The sequence below is a fragment of the Lacibacter sp. genome (assembly GCF_035299325.1).
Lineage (GTDB): Bacteria > Bacteroidota > Bacteroidia > Chitinophagales > Chitinophagaceae > Lacibacter.
In genome coordinates this window covers 37170-54681 of sequence record NZ_DATGWT010000014.1, presented here as the reverse complement: position 1 = coordinate 54681, position 17512 = coordinate 37170, and the positions used below count along the sequence as shown (strand labels likewise).

Genomic DNA, 17512 nt, shown 5'->3' with positions numbered 1-17512 from the left:
CATCTTCAAAATATACAACCATGAAACAACTCCTGATAATGCTATTTGCATTTACGCTATTATTTCAACACGTAACAGCGCAGACGAGCAAGCCACCTAAAGAAATGATTCAACAGATCGCTGCTCTGAAAATATTTCTTAAATACGCCCGGCAAGGCTATTCCATTGTCAGCGGTGGGTTACGCACTGTCAACAGCATTAAAAACGGCGATTTCAATTTGCACGATCTGCAGTTTGATCATTTGCGACAGGTATCTCCTGCTGTCACCAGATATACTGCATTATCAGGACTTGTTCTGTCACACATCAACTTGTTACTTACCTGCAACAAATTACTACGTGAGATCGGCCAACAACATATCCTCACGAAAGAAGAAAGGAATTTCAGCAGAGGCGCTATTACAATGATGATGAATGAATGCAAACAGTATGTTGATGAATTGACACTTTTGCTTACAGCCAATGAACTCGAATTGAAAGACGATGAACGGATCAACCGTATTGGTTTCTTAAAGCAGAAAACAATCCGACTGGAGGCTTCTGTTCGCTCGCTGAGTGAAGAGCTGCAACTGCTGACACAGAACCGAACCAACGAACAACGTTCTGTACAACATTCCAAACAATTAAATAACCTGAAATGAAAAGGATTATCCTGTTCATTGTTTTGTGCAGCCTGAGTTTTCAAGGCAAAGCACAGGCAGAAGAAATTCAGCAACTGTTACTGAACCTTGAAAAACTGGCACAGTTTAAAAAGATACTGCAAAACATGTATGATGGTTTTAAACTGATCAGCAACGGGTATAATGCAGTAAAAGATATTTCCGAAGGGAATTTCAAATTACATAAAGTATTTCTTGATGGACTTTCAGACGTAAGCCCTGCAGTAAAAAAATACAAACGGATCTCTGACATCATCGATTACCAACTGCGTATCGTCAACGATAGTAAAAAAGTCCTTCAGCAGTTTAAATCCGATAAACAGTTCAGTACGGTTGAGCTCAATTACATGGGAACAGTTTACGATAACCTCATCCGTCAAACACTCAAGCATGTAGAAGAACTGTTGCTTGTTGTAACAGCAGGTAAACTTCGCATGAGTGATGATGAACGCTTAGCAGCTATTGACCGCATTTTTGTTTCCGTTGAATCACAATACAGCTTTGTCCGTGAATTCAGTAACAGTACGAGGCTTCTTTCGTTGCAGCGAAGATCAGAACAGGATCAGATTGATCGCATGCGGTTACTTCATCGTTAACAACGATATCGACTACTTCATTTCTAAAAATTGTGTGTATGCATTTGTGTGTAAGGATTCTGATATTGACGCTGTCAATTACGCTTCCAATGACAAGTATGGCACAAAACTCTATGGCAGGGAGTATCCGTAGCCTGCAATCGGTACTTGAACAGTTGTACGAAGAGATGATCCCACTTTGCAGCCAACTGATTGGTGTCGGACGAGGCATCGCAGGCTTTGCGGCTACCTGGTATATTGCTTCAAGAGTATGGGGACATATTGCCAGAGCTGAACCGGTGGACTTCTATCCCCTATTCCGGCCGTTTGTACTTGGTTTTGCCATCCTAATTTTTCCTTCTGTGATTGCAATGATCAACGGGGTAATGAAACCTACTGTTACTGCATCCGCTGCGATGGTAAAAAACTCCGATCGGGCGATTGCACAATTGCTGATCATGAAGGAACAAGCCATCAAACAAACGGCCTACTGGCAGATGTATGTAGGCCCCTCCGGTCTTGGTGACCGTGAACGCTGGTATAAATATTACTATAAAGACCAATCAGAAGATTGGTTTGAATCCATCGGTAACGATGTAAAATTTGCTGCTGCAAAATTCTCTTATCAATTCCGCAACTCTGTGAAGCAATGGATGGCGGAAGTATTGCAGATCCTTTTTGAAGCAGCCGCACTTTGCATCAATACCATCCGCACCTTCTACCTGATTGTACTTGCCATACTCGGACCATTGGTATTCGGCATTGCAGTATTTGATGGCTTTCAACACACACTAACGGTGTGGATTGCCCGCTATCTGAATATTTTTCTGTGGTTACCTGTAGCGAATGTATTTGGCGGCATCATCGGTAAGATCCAGGAGAATATGCTGAAAGTGGATCTGCAACAGATTAGTAATTCCGGTGATACTTTTTTCAGTTCTACGGACACAGCTTACCTGATCTTTCTCATTATCGGTATCGTTGGTTATTTCACCGTTCCTTCTGTTGCGAATTATATCATCAATGCTGGCGGCGGCAATACACTGATGCAGAAAGTTACTTCGATGATGAGCAGTTCCACCATGGCAGTTGCAAGCGGTGGCGCTTCGATGGCAAAAGATGCGATCAGTGGCGGTTATAATAAACTAACCAGCTCAATGGCTGATGCAGGACTTTCCGGCGGTTATTTTAAAGATACTGCAGGTGGAGGTGGCAACGGGTACCAGCATGACAATTTAAGCGGCAAGACATAGGAAGCTTGGTTCGAACCGTTGAGATGTAGTGAAACAATTTGTGTGAATGAAAACGAGTGTAAGATGTTTCAGAAAATGAAAAATATTGATACAGCATTCCGTTATATACGGCTTGTATCTGTCGTGTTTATTACAGGCACCCTCCTGCTTTGTGTTTTTGTGGTTGCCAAAAGCTACCAGGCAAGTCAGCAATCACAGCAACGGGTATTTATTCTTGCCAACGGCAAAGCCATTGAAGCATTTGCTGCAGAACGCAAAGAAAATATTCCTGTGGAAGCAAAGGATCATGTAAAAATGTTTCATCATTATTTTTTCTCGCTTGATCCGGATGACAAAGTAATCCAGGAGCATATTTCCAAAGCACTTTACCTGGCCGACCGTTCAGCAAAAGAACAATATGACAACCTGAAAGAAAACGGCTATTTCGCCAGCGTTATCTCCGGCAACATCAGCCAGGAAATCGAAGCAGACAGTATTGCTGTTAATATCGATCAATACCCCTTTTATTTTCGTTACACCGGCAAGCAACGGATCATCCGGCCGGCCAGTATTGTGACAAGGCTATTGATCACGGAAGGCTACCTGCGCAGTGTTGCACGCTCTGATCATAACCCCCATGGATTTCTGATCGAGAAATGGCGAACAGTTTCTAACCAGGATTTACAATCGCAAAACCGCTAACCATGTTTCGAATAAAACGATCAAATAAATTAAAACAAATCGAGACTACTCCTACTGATCGTATGGCTTCGGTGATTGCAGGTACCATCAAACGAATGCAGGAGCAATTCGTGAAACTATTGACTGCACTGTTTCAAAAGCTCGGAACACGCATGTCAAAGATTGTATTTGTTGTTGTATTGACAGCAACTGGTTTATACAGTTTGTATCTCACCGGAATTGCGTTCCTGCAACCCACTAAAAGTATTCAATTATTCAGGCCGGCTTCCATTCAACAACCGGAAAATATTCAACAAGATTATTCAAAAACAGTCATGGCGTTGATAGCACTTGATACAATCACAACAGAAAAGCTTCGGTCATTTCTCACCTACTTCGACAGTATCAAAACAAATCAACCAACACAATACGACAGCATCCTGCAATCCCGGCCGGGTTTGATAGACAGTGTCCGGATGCTTACTCAACTATATTATTCACAACAAAAACATGAAGCGTATGAAAAGTGATGAAACAACAGCAGTACCGCAAGCGCCTGCTGAAAAAAACAAACCGATACAGCATTCCGTGGCGTTTAAGCGCAAACGAAAGATGCTGCTGATGCTGCCACTTATTTGCCTGCCCTTTATCAGCCTTGCGTTCTGGGCATTGGGTGGAGGACAGGGAATTCCCAGTGAAACAGAACCGACAACAGCCGGTCTGCTGCTGAATCTTCCGGATTCAAAACTGAAAGAAGCAGACCCGACCGACAAGCTGCGCTTTTATGAGCAGGCAGATAAGGATTCTCTTGCATTAGAAGATTGGATGCGGACCGATCCTTATTACCGCCAACGACTTGATAGTAATCACAGTTCAACCAATGAGCTGCAACTGCTGACGCAACAAACGGCATCCAAGTACAACTACGGACTGAACAGTTCGCCATATAGTAACAAAGGAACCAGTAGCGAAGATGAACTAATGCGCAAACTTGCCTTATTGCAGGAACAATTAGGAAATTCTCCTGCACTGGAAAAGAATACATCTTCTATTGCCAACAATGAAAAGGAGTCCTCATTCAATGCTGAAGTTGACCGTTTAAATCTCATCATGCAACAAATGCAAAACAGTGGCCAGGATAATCCTGAACTGAAAGCAATACAGGGAACACTGGAAAAAATTATTGACATCCAGCACCCCGAACGGGTAAAAGAAAAGCTCAAAGAGCAATCCGCAAAACAGCGCAATGTTGTATTTCCGATTACAGCGAATAAAAAAACAACAGTTACAAGTTTACTGGATAGCAATACAAATAACCAGCAATTCCAGGTAGGTTTCTTTGGCATTGATGAAACGTATAAAGCAGAAGAAGAATCAACCGCCATCGAAGCTGTTGTACATGCGACGCAAACTTTGGTGAACGGTTCGATTATCCAGATACGGATTGCGACTGATATTTTTATCAATGGCACCCTGATACCAAAAGGAACAAAACTAAACGGCAAAGTCACCCTCAACGACGAGCGACTTGAGATCAGCATCAGCAGCCTTCGTTATGGCAAACACATTTTTCCTGTAGAGTTGGAGGTCTTCGATATGGATGGGATGGCCGGCATCTACATTCCGGGAGCGATCAGCCGTGATGTGGCAAAGGAATCCGGGCAGAGCAGTCTGCAACAAATGGATATTCTGACACTTGATCCTTCCTTTCGTGCACAGGCCGCTACAGCTGGTGTAAATACCCTGAAGCAATTGCTTGGCAGAAAAGTAAAACAGGTAAAAGTAGTGGTGAAAGAAGGGCACCGGCTTTTACTCCGGGATAAAAAAAGAGAACAACAATTATCATCTAATAACAATTGAAATGAAACAGCTCATCTTCTTTTTCATTCTGTGCATTGCCTATTTTCAGGTAGCAGCACAAACGACGATTTGTATTACAACTGATAAAACCAGCAGTCTTGTTTTTCCAAGTCCCATCCTGCATGTGGATCGTGGAGCAAAAGCCATAGTGGTGCAAGGAATCAAAGATGCCCCGCATGTACTTCTTGTCAAAGCAGCAGCAAAAAACTTTTCAGAGACCAACCTGAGTGTGGTGACCGTTGACGGAACTGTATATTCCTTTGCTGTTCGCTATTTATCGCAACCTGAAGAACAGGTGTATCATGTAGCGGCAAAAAAAAGTTCACCGCTGCAAAACTACGCAACCGGTATACTGGATAATCCACGAACGATCAAAGGTATTCGTGACAACAAATGGGATATGGTTGTAGAAGTAACCGGTATCTACATACAAAGTGATGTTCTTTATTTTCAGTTACACTTAACCAATAACAGCCCGATTGATTTTGAACCGGAACTGATGCGACTGTTTATACGTGACAGAAAAAAAGCGAAACGCACAGCTGTTCAGGAACAGGAACTCGCTCCTCTGCTGGTCACAGCAAATCCCGAAGTCATCAAAGCAATGACATCACATACACTGGTAATTGCTGTTCAGAAATTTACTATCCCAGACGCTAAACAAATGCTGATTCAGTTGATGGAAAAAAACGGCGGTCGTCATCTGCAATTAAAGATCACCAATAAAAAGCTGATGCAATCGATTCTGTTACCGAAATATGCTGCTAAAGGAACCAGTATTCCATAAACTGTTTGAATTAAAACAATCGATCTCCTGCATTTGCGGATCTACAGAAGAAAATGATTTAACATGCAGAACGAACATCCACTTTCCGACGAAGTACTGTCACTGGCTGAACTTGCGCTTCGGGCAGGTAAACAATACATGGTGTACAACAACAGTATCTATTATCTGGACCAAACAGATGTGTACTTTTTTGAAACCCGTATTGAAGCCAACAGTTTTGCTGCCGATAACATCAGCGATCATGATCGTTTTCATGTACTTCCGTTCAAATCCATTGCTGATCTGCTTGCAAAGATTCCCTATGGTGAACAATTCAATCAATCATCCATCAATGATCCGGATCAAAACGGGCTATACAACAGGGATGGCAACGCATTTACTGATGCCTTAATCGAGCATTTTGAATCAACACAAATTTCAAAACATCAAAACTTAAACAACATGAATCAGGAAAATCTTCAGTACCTGAGCGATAATCTCAAGTACATGGGCTTTGGCGATGCACTCAAAGCCGATCTCGAAAAAAATCTACAGGAAGGTAAGCCAGAATTTAAGCTGGAATTCTTCAATGAAATCGGCAACAAAGGATTTGAAGCCTCACTGAATTTCCGCAAGTCTGACTCCACCGACATGTATTTCTTCAACAATTACCAGGCTACGCTTCATCGTAGTAATGGAGACGAGGTCAATCAAACCTTTTATTTAACCAAAGGCAAAGGAGTTACTGCCAAAGAGGCCTTTAATCTGCTGGATGGAAGAGCGGTACACAAAGAACTCTTAAACAAAGAAGGACAACCATACAAAGCATGGTTGCAGCTTGACTTCGAAAACAAAGACAAAAACAACAATTTCGAGGTAAAGCAATACCATGAAAATTATGGTTACAACTTAAAGGATGCAGTGGCTAAATACGCTGTTTCAGAATTGAACGACCCCGATAAGTCAAAGTCGCTTCTCCAGTCGCTGGAAAAAGGTAATGTGCAAGCCATTACAATCGAAAAGGATGGCAACAGCCAGCGTATGTTTATAGAAGCTGATCCGCAGTTTAAAAAAGTAACGCTCTACGATGGTAATATGAAAATGATGACCAAAGAAACACTTGAACAATACAAATCCTTACCGGCAGGAAAAGCAGCAGAAAAAGCTGTTGCTGATGACGATAAAAAAAAAGAGTTGAAGACGGAGCAGACGGTGAAGCCTGAGAAAGAAAAGAAAACAGAAAAAACATTACTTCCAAAAAAAAGAGAAAGTAAAGGCAAAGGATTGGGGGTCGCTTAAGCCCCCCACCTTTCTAAATATGATTAAAAAAACTAATCTATGAATATTGAAAACATTCGTGCACTGGCAGAACAATTGAGAGAAATTGGTTTTGAGCAGATGGAAGTTCTAATTCTCAGGCACACCTGCTTTAAAATTTCATTTTTCCAACTGTTACGATCTGTGGAGAAGGGCTCTGATCAACTTTGTTTTTGGTTTAATTTTGAAAAGGACAAAAACTCAGATCAATATTCGCTTTTGTATTACGATGTGAGTTTACAGAAACGGGATATTGTAGATACAGGGGTTGTAGACAGGAATGATAGTTTTTCAATTGATGATGAAATGGCTTCTATTGATTGGAAAACTTTTCTGCAGGAAGCAGAGAAAGGTACAATCCCACTCAAACAGACTTGGGAAATTGAACGTAAGGTGGAACAGATTACAGAGAAACTCGTTGCTATGTCTGCCAATGAAAATGGAAGAAGTATTACAGAAAGACTACTACTAAAATACTGGGTTGGTACTTTACCTGTTGAAATTGTGAACAGTATTGTAACTGTTAAAGTTAGACCGGATATTACCCAACGGTTTTATCCCAGTGGAGACAGTCTTATCACGATTGATGAAGCATACCGATATCTGCAGAATAGATGGATCGAAAGACAGTTTCAACAAAAGCAAAAAAACTCTAAAATTTCTGATTCTACAATTAATTCTACAGAAAAAAATAGCGGAGTCTTAAAAGTAAAAGTTTCCAAAAGGAAAATCGGTAAATAATGCAGTTGGCTGATAACATATCCAATCAACTTCAGTCTGCGGTTTGCAGTTTTTTTGACGACATTCAGGAAGATGCCAGAATCAGTACAGTTCATATCAGTCTTTTCATGGCGTTGCTGCATATCAGTTTGACCGATGGTGGGACAAACCCGGTAAAAAGCAACCGCCAACGCTTAATGAAAACTGCCAAGATCAGCGCCAGGCAAACATTTAATCAACGTATCAATGAACTTCACAAGTATGGCTACATCATTTATCATCCAGGCCCCAATCAGTTTCGTCCAAGTCTTATCTATTTAAAATATCTGGAAGACGCATCTAATTTACCGTTTGGCAATACCCGCCTACCTCTACAGTAAAAATATTAATTAATGCCGGTAGATATTGTTACACAAGAAGATCTTGAACGCTTTCGTTTCAGACTGATTAACGACTTTAAACAGTTGCTTCAGAGTGTTGTTCCGTTGCACAATGAATTGGATAAGGGCTATAAGACTGCAGATGCAAGGAGAATACTGGGCTGCTGTGCGAACAAGCTCACTTCATTACGTATTTCCAGAAAGCTTCGCACAAAAAAGATCGGTGGTACTATCTATTATAACAAGGATGATATCAGACGACTGCTTGAAGAAGGATTTTAAAAAAAGCCGCTTAATTAGCGGCTTTTCATTTAAGCATTTTGGAAGTTAATGGGATTGTTTTGGAGTTGTAATCTTTTGCGATTCAATTTTTCTTCAAGTCCACTCATATCATCTTTGATTTTTTCTTCATCCACATCAGCATAAATCTGTGTTGTGGTAATTTTTGAATGTCCCATCATCATCTGCACAGTTTCCAGTGGTATGCCGTTTTTCAATGCTACTGTTTTTGCGAATGTATGCCGTGCCACGTGAAATGTTAGCGGTGTATTTATGCCGCATACTTCCTGAATTATTTTTAATGACCGGTTCACCTGCTGGTTGGTGATTTTGGAAAAAATCGTTCTTCTGCTCTCTTGTTTGGCCTGTAGTCGATAGTGTTGTAATATTTTGGCTGCAGACTCCAGTAAGAGTACCGAACATAATTCGTCAGATTTAGTTCTGTATCGGTTGCACCAAACAGTACCGTTTTCTTCCCATTCAAAATCAGTTTCTGCAAGCTCCATGCTGTCTATGAATGCCAATCCGGTATAACAGCTATTCAAAAATAATTGTTGCACATAATGAAGATCAGGATCAAGAAAAACCCTCGATTCAAGCAACACCAATTCACGCATGTCGAGTTTTTTTCGCTTGCTTTTTTTCAGCGGGCATTTATAACTACTGCAAGGATCTTCTTTTAACCATTTCAGGTCATTGGTTGCCCAGGTAATGATACGTTTGAAGCGTTGAATATGTTTGCCTAATCCATTTCCTTTACAAGGGTCATGTACTTTTGCCGGATTCATCCTTATATAGTATTCGAGATCAGTGACAAATTTAGTGTCGACCTGAGAAAGATAGATGTCCTTTGACGGAAAGCTTTCTTCAATAAAACGTTCTATATAATCAAGGGTGGTTTTATAGTTTTTATAGCCCCCTGGTTTTAATTTAGGTTGCCAGATCTTTCTGTAATAAGCTAACAGTTCTTTTAAACGGTGACCTTTCTTTATAGACGATGCGCCTAAATAGGCTTCTTTTATTGATTGAGCTGTAACCAATTCTTCCCTGTCTGTAAGCTTTCGGTATTTATCCTTTATTGAAATGCGGATACTATCCAGGTGTTCATTAATTGATTTTGCTTCAATGCTATTTCCTTTTACAATACTTTTTTGGACATTCCACTGATTGATATTGATTTGCTCTTTGCAGGAAAATTCTGCTTCTTCTCCGTCTACAGTGATACGTACATAAATATCTGCCCGCTGTTTATCTGCCTTGCATTTTCGCAAAAGAAAGCAGATGCCGAATGTTTGTCTTCCCATAACTCTGTCGTTTTAAAATTTGAAATGATTTGAAAATTCACTCTTCACAAAACATCAGTCCGCAGTTTCGAATCCATTTCGAATCCTCTTATTTATCTCCTGTAAAATTGAGACGACAGTTTGGATCACAATGAATTGAGTGGCGTAAGGTGAGTACAATTCATATGCCCGAACATGCTCACCGAATTACACCTGTTTTTTTTGAGCTTTTTTGAGTTGATTTAAGAGGGATAAAATAAAAAATCCCTGTAAATCAGAAGATTTTACAGGGATTGATTCAATTTGAATCATCGATTGTCGGGACGACTAGATTCGAACTAGCGACCCCTTGCACCCCATGCAAGTGCGCTACCGGGCTGCGCTACGTCCCGAACAAAAAACAGAAATCCACCCCTGGATTTCAACGGGCAGCAAATGTAAGATTTATATCTATTTGGCACAAAATCAATCAAAAAAAACGATCTTAGCGCCGCAATAATCTGAACTTCTTTACATGACCATTCTCATCAGGCAGGCGCACATTATCGATCCACAGTCTCCTTTCCATCAAACTGTACAAGATGTATTTATTGATAACGGACAAATTAAACTGATTGGCTTGCTGCCAAAGCAACAGGCTGACAAGGTGATCGAGGAAAAAAATCTTCATCTTTCGCCAGGCTGGGTTGATCTGTTTGCGCACTTCTGCGATCCGGGTTTTGAATTCAAAGAAACATTGGAAACAGGTATTGAAGCTGCAGCTGCGGGTGGTTACACCGATGTAATGGTGTTGCCAAATACCAACCCCGTTGTAAGCGGTAAATCGCAGGTGGAATATATTGTGCAGAAAGCAAAACAATCGCCTGTAAATATTCATCCGCTGGGTGCTGTTACCAAACAAACCGAAGGTAAAGAACTGGCAGAGATGTATGATATGCGTGCTGCCGGTGCTGCTGCATTTACTGATGGATTGCATCCAGTACAATCAGCCGGCTTATTATTGAAAGCCTTGCAATATGTGAAAGCATTCAATGGCACCATCATTCAGATACCCGATGATAAAACGATCGGCACCTATGGTTTAATGAATGAAGGCATCATCAGCACACGTCTTGGCTTGCCGGGAAAACCTGTACTTGCTGAAGAAATTCAGGTGGCGAGAGATATTAAACTCACCCGCTATGCAGAATCGAAACTGCATTTCACAGGTGTTACTTCGCCAAAGAGTATTGAATATATTAACCGCTCAAAAGAAAGTGGTGCAGCCATCAGCTGTTCTGTAACACCTGCTCATCTTTATTTTACAGATGAAGACATGCAGAGTTACGACACCAACCTCAAACTATATCCCCCACTCCGCACAGCTGTTGAGCGTGATGCTTTACGGCAAGCGGTGCTGAATGGTTCGGTCGATTGTATTGCCACGCATCATGAACCACACGAATACGATAGTAAGATATGTGAGTTTGAATATGCCAAACCCGGTATGATCGGTCTTGAAAGTTGTTATGGTGTAATGGGTGCCATCTTTGGAAATACGTTAAGTGCCGAACGTTGGGTGGAACTTGTGAGTATCAATCCACGCAAGGTTTTGGATATTGAAATGCCTTCAATAAAAGAAGGTGCCATGGCCAATGTAACATTATTTAACCCCGAGGCGACATATGTGTTTGAAACCGGTGCCATCCGCTCCAAATCAAAGAACTCTGCCTTTATTGGGAAAGAGCTGAGAGGAAAAGTGATTGGCATCATCAATAACAATCAACTTAAACTAAACTAAATTTTTGTTTATGGAAAAGAAAGTAACCTCTCACTTTGTTAAAGGTCTCATCATTGGTATTGCTGTTGTTCTCATTGGCATACTGTTCCAGGTGTTCGATATTTATGAGCGTTGGGTGCAGTGGGTTACAATAGTTTGTTATTTGGCAGCTATAGTTTGGGCCTGTTATTCTTTTTCGGTTGATATGGATGGCGAAGTAACATTTGGTTCTGTATTTGGTCATGGATTTAAAACCGCAGCAATTGTTACTCTCATAGCAATAGCTGGGTTCATTCTATCTACATTTTTAATGCCCGAAGTAAAAGAAAAGGCTATGGAGATGGCACGTAAAGGAATGGAAGAGAATCCGCAGATGAATGAAGAAACAATTGACAAAGCAATTGAATTTACCAGTAAATATTTTTTCCTTTTTGGTGTTGTGGGTTCTTTATTCAGCTATGCTTTCATTGGTGGTATTGCATCGCTGATTGGAGCAGGTATTGCAAAAAAGAATCCTAACTCGAATATGCCGAAATCTATTTAATATCGCCTATGAGCCTGAGTATTGTTATTCCATTAAAAGATGAAGCTGAATCGTTGCCCGAACTCTGTGCATGGATCGAACGGGTGGTAAACGAACAGAAATTATCGTACGAAATTATTTTGGTGGATGATGGCAGCACCGATGGTTCATGGGATGTGATCAAACAATTGCGTGCGGCTAACAGTAATATCAAGGGCATTTCTTTTCAACGTAACTATGGTAAGTCAGCTGCGTTGAATGAGGGTTTTAAAGCAACACAAGGCGAAGTCGTGATTACCATGGATGCAGATCTTCAGGACAGTCCGGATGAAATTCCGGAGCTGTATAGGATGATCACTGCTGATGGATTTGATATTGTGAGTGGTTGGAAAAAGAAACGTTACGATAATACATTAACAAAAAATATTCCATCGAAACTTTTTAATGCAGCCACCCGCAAGATGAGTGGCATTTACCTGCACGATTTTAACTGCGGGTTAAAAGCTTACAATGGGAAGGTGGTGAAAAGTATTGAAGTGTATGGTGAAATGCATCGCTATATTCCGGTGCTGGCTAAATGGGCAGGCTTCCGCAAAATTGGTGAGAAAGTAGTTGAACATCGAAAACGCAAATATGGTGTTACCAAGTTTGGCTGGGACAGGTTTGTAAATGGTTTTCTTGATCTTGCCACCATTTCTTTTGTTGGCAAGTTTGGTAAACGTCCCATGCATTTCTTTGGGCTTTGGGGCACCTTGTTTTTTATGATTGGTTTTATCATCAGCGGCTACTTGGTTATTTCAAAGCTGGTTGATTTTAATTTTTCGATCACCAATCGTCCAACCTTTTTTATAGCACTTGTTTCTATGGTCATTGGTTCGCAATTATTTCTTGCAGGTTTTATTGGTGAATTGATTGCACGCAATGCACCTGAGAGGAATGTTTATTTGATTGGGGATAAAGCAGGGTTATAGAGTCATTGATGACACGGATTGAGGCGGATAAGAACAGATTTTTCTGCTCATTTATTATCTTGTCAGGACTTAAACCTGTTGCTATGCTGATACATGAAGAACTTACCAGTAAAATCATCCGCTGTTTCTATACTGTTTACAATAAATTAGGATATGGCTTTCTGGAAAAAGTGTATGAAAATACACTGATGTTTGAATTGCAGAATAATGGATTGAACTCTGTCCAACAAGCTCCCATTAAAGTGTTTTATAATGACAGGCAGGTCGGCAGTTATTTTGCTGACATACTGGTTGAAAACATTTGTGTACTCGAATTAAAGGCTGGCGAAGGTGGAATTATTCTTGAACACGAATTACAACTAACCAATTATTTAAAAGCAACTGAATATGAGATTGGGTTACTTTTGTTTTTTGGAGAAAAGCCTTCATTTAAGCGAAAGGTTTTTACCAACGAGCATAAACAAATCCGTTAACATCAGCTTATATCAGTGTCATCCGTGAATCTATCTAAAATAATCATCCTCGGCCCAGCCCATCCCCTGCGTGGTGGAATCGCCATTTTTAATGAGCGGTTGGCGAGGCAGTTTCAAAACGAAGGACATGATGTAACGATCTATTCATTCAGCTTACAGTACCCCGATTTTCTATTTCCCGGCACCACTCAATATTCATCTGAACCTGCACCAGCAGATCTCAACATCAACATAAAAGTCAACTCCATTAATCCAATCAACTGGTTAGCGGTTGGCAATGAAATAAAGAATCTGAAACCTGATCTCGTTGTTGTTCGTTATTGGTTACCGTTGATGGGGCCGGCATTAGGAACTATTCTGCGCCGCATCAAATCAAATAAGCATACAAAAATTGTTTGCATTGCCGATAACGTGGTGCCGCATGAAAAGCGTTTCGGCGATCATGCATTCACGAAGTATTTTATAAAACCGGTTGATGCATTCATCACCATGAGTGATAAAGTACTCAGCGATCTGCGTACGTTCACCCAAACAAAACCAGCAATATTGCAACCACATCCGTTGTATGATGTGTTTGGCAACGCAGTTTCAAAACAGGAAGCACGCACTCATCTTGGTATAAGTCAGGATTCATTTGTATTTCTTTTCTTCGGCTTTATACGCAAATACAAAGGACTTGATATGTTACTGGAGGCTTTCAAGAAATCCAAAATCCAAAATCCAAATTCCAAATTACTGATAGCTGGTGAGTTTTACGAAGACCGTAAACACTACGATGATCTCATCGAACAACTTCAACTAAAAGATGATCTGATTCTCAAAACAGAATTCATTGCCGATAGTGAAGTAAAATATTATCTCTGTGCGGCTGATGCTGTGGTGCAGCCTTACCGCAATGCCACGCAAAGCGGAGTTACTCCCCTTGCTTATCATTTTGAAATCCCCATGATTGTTACCAATGTTGGCGGATTACCTGCTTTTGTGCCGCATGGTAAAGTCGGTTTGGTTTGTGAACCTACCGTTGATTCAATTGCAGCAGCCATGCAGGAATATATGCAGACAGGCGCTGAAAAATTTCTCCCCCATCTTCGTGAAGAAAAAAAGAAATATGGCTGGGATAAAATGACGGCTACAGTTTTGCAATTGGCCGCATCGGTATAGCTTTTCGATAACCCACGCAGAGTTGCTGAGTTCGCAGAGATTTGTATTGGCTGGCGGCTAATAGCTAAGAACTTGCAGCTTTTCTTTTTCATTTACATTTGCAGCATGAGCGAACAGATCAAACAGGTTATTCTTGATTCCATTGCTGTAAAACAGCAACTCCTCAATGATGAAACAGTCATTGCAAAATTGGATGCCATCAGCGATCTGATAGTTGATGCATTTCGAAAAGGCAAGAAAGTTCTTTTCTGTGGTAATGGTGGCAGCGCTGCTGATGCACAACATCTGGCAGCAGAATTCAGCGGTCGTTTTTATCTCGATCGTGAAGCATTACCTGCCGAAGCGTTGCATGTTAACACTTCTTATCTCACAGCCATTGCCAATGATTATAGTTTTGAAGTGGCCTATGCACGTTTGGTGAAAGGTATTGGTCATGCAGGCGATGTACTGGTTGGTTTATCTACTTCAGGTAATTCACCCAACATCATTGAAGCATTTAAAGCTGCAAAAGAAAAAGGAATGATCACAATAGGTTTTACCGGTGAAACAGGTGGCAAACTAAAACCATTGAGCGATCATTTGTTTAATGTGCCATCGAAGATAACACCTCGCATACAGGAAAGCCATATCATGCTGGGGCATATCATTTGTCAATTAGTTGAAGAGCGTTATTTCACTGCAAAAAGCTGATCATGATCCATACAACACTCCCAACAAATCATCCTGCAAACACAGCTTACTTTATGCCATTGCCACATAAGGAATTACCATTGGTTGATAAAGACTGGACTTTGTTTCTCGATCGTGATGGTGTTATTAACCAGGATGTGGTTGGCGATTATATCAAAAACTGGAATGAGTTTCATTTCATGCCCGGAGTGCTGGAAGCCATCAAGCAATTGGCTGATCTGTTTCCACGAATCTTTGTGGTGACGAACCAGGCGGGTGTTGGCAAGAAATTAATGTCGCTGGATGATCTGCAGGAAATTCATACGAACATGTTGCGGGAAATCACGGCGAATGATGGTCGTGTCGATAAAATTTATTTCTGTCCTGAAACAGATAATAAACACATCAACCGCAAACCTAATCCGGGCATGGCGTACCAGGCCAAAGAAGATTTTCCGGCTGTTGATTTCAGTAAGTCGATCATGGTGGGGAATATGCCCAACGATATGTGGTTTGGACGAAAGATCGGTGCCTTTACTGTTTACCTTCCAACACGGCCCGAAGAGAATCCTGACCCGTCAACAGTGGATGCACAGTATAAAGATTTGTTAGCATTTGCCACAGCGCTCGTGAGTAAGGCTTAAAACACAATAACTTTGCCCGGAATCAGTTAATAGTCTGCATGCAAAAACTCTTTACCCTTTTCTGCGTTTCGTTTGTGTTGGTTGCTTCAGCACAGCAACTCACTCCTGCTGAATTAAAGCAATTCAAACTCCGTGAAGATTCTCTCAAACGTTTTGGTTACGAGATCGTACGTGGGACAGATGCAGCGGTTCGTTTTCGCAGCGACAGTAATTTCACCCGCATACTCGTGCGGGCACTCATCCAGGATAAATCATACCAGTTTCCGTTTGATTCGTTAAAAACAATTTCAAAAGTTTACAGTCCGGATAGTTCCTTCCGCATTTTCACCTGGCAGGTCGTAAGAGATGATGATTATTGCAGACAGAAAGGATTTATTCAACTCCGCAATCCAAAGGGAAGAGAAAAGTTTATTCCACTTCGTGATGCCGATCAGTTTATCGCAAATGATGTTGACACAGTTGCCAACAATATGTGGTGGATTGGTGCTGTGTATTACCGTATTCTTGAAAAAGAGCATAATGGTCGAAAATTCTATACACTTTTTGGTTACGATGAAAATGATGCACGCACCACAAAGAAGTGGCTGGATGTAATGTGGTTTGATGATAATGGTACGCCTATGTTCGGAATACCTGCTGCATTCTCTTATGCAAAAGATTCTGTACCTAAACCTGCATTGAACCGTTTCTTATTAGAATATAAAAAAGATGGACGTGCAAGAGTGCAGTACGATGAAGAAATGGATATGATCATCTTCGATCACCTGATATCTGAAACAAATGAACCCGGCAAAAAATACACGTTAATTCCTGATGGTGATTATGAAGGTTTTAAATGGACGAATGGCCAATGGCTGCACATTGATAAAGTATTCGACTTTAAATTGAAGGATGGAGAAGCGCCGATACCGGAAGCAATTGATTTTAATAACCGGTTAAAAATGGGTGAAGGAATGGATGTGGCGCCAGCTACTACAAAACCGGCTCCGAAAAAACCGGCTACAACAAAGCCTGCAGCAAAACCTCCTGTTAAGAAAAAAACAGGCGGCTAATTCTTTCTTTTCTTTTTGGGAGTTTTAGGTCGGTCGTTGATCTGTTGAAGCAATGAATCATTCAAAGGTGCGTTCAATTGTTCATCTTTCTTTTTGATCCAGATGGTGATTGATTTGCGAACTGAAACATCTTTTTTCAGCGATACTTCCACAACAACAGAATCGTCAGTAAATTCCCAATCGATCCAAACGCTGTTGCCCTGCAGTTTGCCGTTGCTTACTTTAAAATTTAATTGCTCGCTGGTTAATGGCATATAACTGCCGTTGCTGAGTTTCGCATCAACATTAATATAATTCCAGGAACCTTTCTTTAAACTATCGGTGTAAAGATTAAAGAACAGGCTATCGATCTTTTGCGCACGCACAAGACCAACTGAGAATATAAACAGTATGAGGAAGTAAACTTGTTTCAACTTGTTGATTTAACTGCAAAGATTGTAATTCTTTACCAGAGGTTGGCTGCATATTAAATTTAACATTCTCAATGGCCTTTTGTAATTTGTAAGTA

Annotated in this window: 21 protein-coding genes and 1 tRNA gene; 19 read left to right on the top strand and 3 right to left on the bottom strand. The window is 40.9% G+C overall.

All coding sequences use genetic code 11. From position 1 onward, the window contains the following. Window positions 1-20 precede the first annotated feature (20 nt). From VK159_RS09215 to VK159_RS09165, 11 genes are all read left to right on the top strand, one after another. On the top strand, window positions 21-641 hold the full coding sequence (locus VK159_RS09215; protein WP_324229841.1) for a hypothetical protein: 621 nt from the start codon (window positions 21-23) through the stop codon (window positions 639-641). Further along, a complete protein-coding gene (locus VK159_RS09210) occupies window positions 638-1255 on the top strand; it encodes a TerB family tellurite resistance protein (protein ID WP_324229840.1) in 618 nt (205 codons plus the stop codon). The genes VK159_RS09215 and VK159_RS09210 overlap by 4 nt, the downstream gene beginning before the upstream one ends. A gap of 98 nt (window positions 1256-1353) precedes the next feature. Next, entirely contained in the window at window positions 1354-2487 is a 1134-nt protein-coding gene (gene traJ, locus VK159_RS09205; RefSeq protein WP_324229839.1) for a conjugative transposon protein TraJ, read from the top strand. A 63-nt stretch (window positions 2488-2550) separates the two neighbouring features. Further along, the gene (traK, locus tag VK159_RS09200) at window positions 2551-3168 is read left to right on the top strand and encodes a conjugative transposon protein TraK (RefSeq protein WP_324229838.1); all 618 of its coding nucleotides are present in this window, start codon (window positions 2551-2553) and stop codon (window positions 3166-3168) included. Between the two features lie 2 nt (window positions 3169-3170). After that, window positions 3171-3677, top strand: a complete 507-nt coding sequence (locus VK159_RS09195) for a hypothetical protein (protein WP_324229837.1) — start codon at window positions 3171-3173, stop codon at window positions 3675-3677. Continuing rightward, window positions 3658-5007 (top strand): conjugative transposon protein TraM, encoded by a 1350-nt coding sequence (gene traM / locus VK159_RS09190; protein WP_324229836.1) that lies wholly within the window; start codon window positions 3658-3660, stop codon window positions 5005-5007. Before VK159_RS09195 ends, traM begins: the two co-directional genes overlap by 20 nt. Window position 5008: 1 nt before the next feature. Further along, the gene (traN, locus tag VK159_RS09185; protein ID WP_324229835.1) at window positions 5009-5794 is read left to right on the top strand and encodes a conjugative transposon protein TraN; all 786 of its coding nucleotides are present in this window, start codon (window positions 5009-5011) and stop codon (window positions 5792-5794) included. Window positions 5795-5857: 63 nt separating this feature from the next. Next, the gene (locus VK159_RS09180; RefSeq protein ID WP_324229834.1) at window positions 5858-7072 is read left to right on the top strand and encodes a hypothetical protein; all 1215 of its coding nucleotides are present in this window, start codon (window positions 5858-5860) and stop codon (window positions 7070-7072) included. Window positions 7073-7111: 39 nt separating this feature from the next. Beyond that, the gene (locus VK159_RS09175; RefSeq protein ID WP_324229833.1) at window positions 7112-7831 is read left to right on the top strand and encodes a hypothetical protein; all 720 of its coding nucleotides are present in this window, start codon (window positions 7112-7114) and stop codon (window positions 7829-7831) included. Between the two features lie 5 nt (window positions 7832-7836). Beyond that, window positions 7837-8190 (top strand): hypothetical protein, encoded by a 354-nt coding sequence (locus VK159_RS09170; protein WP_324229832.1) that lies wholly within the window; start codon window positions 7837-7839, stop codon window positions 8188-8190. Between the two features lie 12 nt (window positions 8191-8202). Continuing rightward, window positions 8203-8472, top strand: a complete 270-nt coding sequence (locus VK159_RS09165; protein WP_324229831.1) for a helix-turn-helix domain-containing protein — start codon at window positions 8203-8205, stop codon at window positions 8470-8472. Between the two features lie 29 nt (window positions 8473-8501). On the opposite strand, the gene VK159_RS09160 is transcribed toward VK159_RS09165, so the two are convergent. Together VK159_RS09160 and VK159_RS09155 are read right to left on the bottom strand one after the other, a co-directional pair. After that, entirely contained in the window at window positions 8502-9773 is a 1272-nt protein-coding gene (locus VK159_RS09160) for a site-specific integrase (protein ID WP_324229830.1), read from the bottom strand. A 297-nt stretch (window positions 9774-10070) separates the two neighbouring features. Continuing rightward, window positions 10071-10144, bottom strand: a tRNA-Pro gene (locus VK159_RS09155). Window positions 10145-10266: 122 nt separating this feature from the next. On the opposite strand from VK159_RS09155, the gene VK159_RS09150 reads away from it, so the two are divergent. The 8 genes from VK159_RS09150 (at window position 10267) to VK159_RS09115 (ending at window position 17004) form a co-directional block, all read left to right on the top strand. Next, window positions 10267-11532, top strand: coding sequence for a dihydroorotase (locus VK159_RS09150; protein WP_324229829.1), 1266 nt, complete (start codon window positions 10267-10269; stop codon window positions 11530-11532). Window positions 11533-11542: 10 nt separating this feature from the next. Then, window positions 11543-12055 (top strand): DUF4199 domain-containing protein, encoded by a 513-nt coding sequence (locus VK159_RS09145; protein WP_324229828.1) that lies wholly within the window; start codon window positions 11543-11545, stop codon window positions 12053-12055. A gap of 8 nt (window positions 12056-12063) precedes the next feature. Beyond that, window positions 12064-13005, top strand: a complete 942-nt coding sequence (locus VK159_RS09140) for a glycosyltransferase family 2 protein (RefSeq protein WP_324229827.1) — start codon at window positions 12064-12066, stop codon at window positions 13003-13005. A gap of 83 nt (window positions 13006-13088) precedes the next feature. Further along, window positions 13089-13478, top strand: a complete 390-nt coding sequence (locus tag VK159_RS09135) for a GxxExxY protein (protein ID WP_324229826.1) — start codon at window positions 13089-13091, stop codon at window positions 13476-13478. 24 nt (window positions 13479-13502) lie between these two features. Next, window positions 13503-14639: a glycosyltransferase family 4 protein gene (locus VK159_RS09130; RefSeq protein ID WP_324229825.1), complete on the top strand. Its 1137-nt coding sequence runs from the start codon at window positions 13503-13505 to the stop codon at window positions 14637-14639. Between the two features lie 105 nt (window positions 14640-14744). After that, window positions 14745-15329, top strand: coding sequence for a D-sedoheptulose 7-phosphate isomerase (locus VK159_RS09125; protein ID WP_324229824.1), 585 nt, complete (start codon window positions 14745-14747; stop codon window positions 15327-15329). 2 nt (window positions 15330-15331) lie between these two features. After that, a complete protein-coding gene (locus VK159_RS09120; protein ID WP_324229823.1) occupies window positions 15332-15952 on the top strand; it encodes an HAD-IIIA family hydrolase in 621 nt (206 codons plus the stop codon). A gap of 38 nt (window positions 15953-15990) precedes the next feature. Then, on the top strand, window positions 15991-17004 hold the full coding sequence (locus VK159_RS09115) for a hypothetical protein (RefSeq protein ID WP_324229822.1): 1014 nt from the start codon (window positions 15991-15993) through the stop codon (window positions 17002-17004). On the opposite strand, the gene VK159_RS09110 is transcribed toward VK159_RS09115, so the two are convergent. Continuing rightward, window positions 17001-17417, bottom strand: coding sequence for a hypothetical protein (locus VK159_RS09110; RefSeq protein ID WP_324229821.1), 417 nt, complete (start codon window positions 17415-17417; stop codon window positions 17001-17003). The two genes, VK159_RS09115 and VK159_RS09110, sit on opposite strands and share 4 nt — an antisense overlap. Between the last annotated feature and the right edge of the window lie 95 nt (window positions 17418-17512).

Coding starts and splice junctions, on each gene's coding strand:
- VK159_RS09215 (WP_324229841.1), top strand. CDS start 21: ATGAAACAACTCCTGATAATGCTATTTGCATTTACGCTATTATTTCAA.
- VK159_RS09210 (WP_324229840.1), top strand. CDS start 638: ATGAAAAGGATTATCCTGTTCATTGTTTTGTGCAGCCTGAGTTTTCAA.
- traJ (WP_324229839.1), top strand. CDS start 1,354: ATGGCACAAAACTCTATGGCAGGGAGTATCCGTAGCCTGCAATCGGTA.
- traK (WP_324229838.1), top strand. CDS start 2,551: ATGTTTCAGAAAATGAAAAATATTGATACAGCATTCCGTTATATACGG.
- VK159_RS09195 (WP_324229837.1), top strand. CDS start 3,171: ATGTTTCGAATAAAACGATCAAATAAATTAAAACAAATCGAGACTACT.
- traM (WP_324229836.1), top strand. CDS start 3,658: ATGAAGCGTATGAAAAGTGATGAAACAACAGCAGTACCGCAAGCGCCT.
- traN (WP_324229835.1), top strand. CDS start 5,009: ATGAAACAGCTCATCTTCTTTTTCATTCTGTGCATTGCCTATTTTCAG.
- VK159_RS09180 (WP_324229834.1), top strand. CDS start 5,858: ATGCAGAACGAACATCCACTTTCCGACGAAGTACTGTCACTGGCTGAA.
- VK159_RS09175 (WP_324229833.1), top strand. CDS start 7,112: ATGAATATTGAAAACATTCGTGCACTGGCAGAACAATTGAGAGAAATT.
- VK159_RS09165 (WP_324229831.1), top strand. CDS start 8,203: ATGCCGGTAGATATTGTTACACAAGAAGATCTTGAACGCTTTCGTTTC.
- VK159_RS09160 (WP_324229830.1), bottom strand. CDS start 9,773: ATGGGAAGACAAACATTCGGCATCTGCTTTCTTTTGCGAAAATGCAAG.
- VK159_RS09150 (WP_324229829.1), top strand. CDS start 10,267: ATGACCATTCTCATCAGGCAGGCGCACATTATCGATCCACAGTCTCCT.
- VK159_RS09145 (WP_324229828.1), top strand. CDS start 11,543: ATGGAAAAGAAAGTAACCTCTCACTTTGTTAAAGGTCTCATCATTGGT.
- VK159_RS09140 (WP_324229827.1), top strand. CDS start 12,064: ATGAGCCTGAGTATTGTTATTCCATTAAAAGATGAAGCTGAATCGTTG.
- VK159_RS09135 (WP_324229826.1), top strand. CDS start 13,089: ATGCTGATACATGAAGAACTTACCAGTAAAATCATCCGCTGTTTCTAT.
- VK159_RS09125 (WP_324229824.1), top strand. CDS start 14,745: ATGAGCGAACAGATCAAACAGGTTATTCTTGATTCCATTGCTGTAAAA.
- VK159_RS09120 (WP_324229823.1), top strand. CDS start 15,332: ATGATCCATACAACACTCCCAACAAATCATCCTGCAAACACAGCTTAC.
- VK159_RS09115 (WP_324229822.1), top strand. CDS start 15,991: ATGCAAAAACTCTTTACCCTTTTCTGCGTTTCGTTTGTGTTGGTTGCT.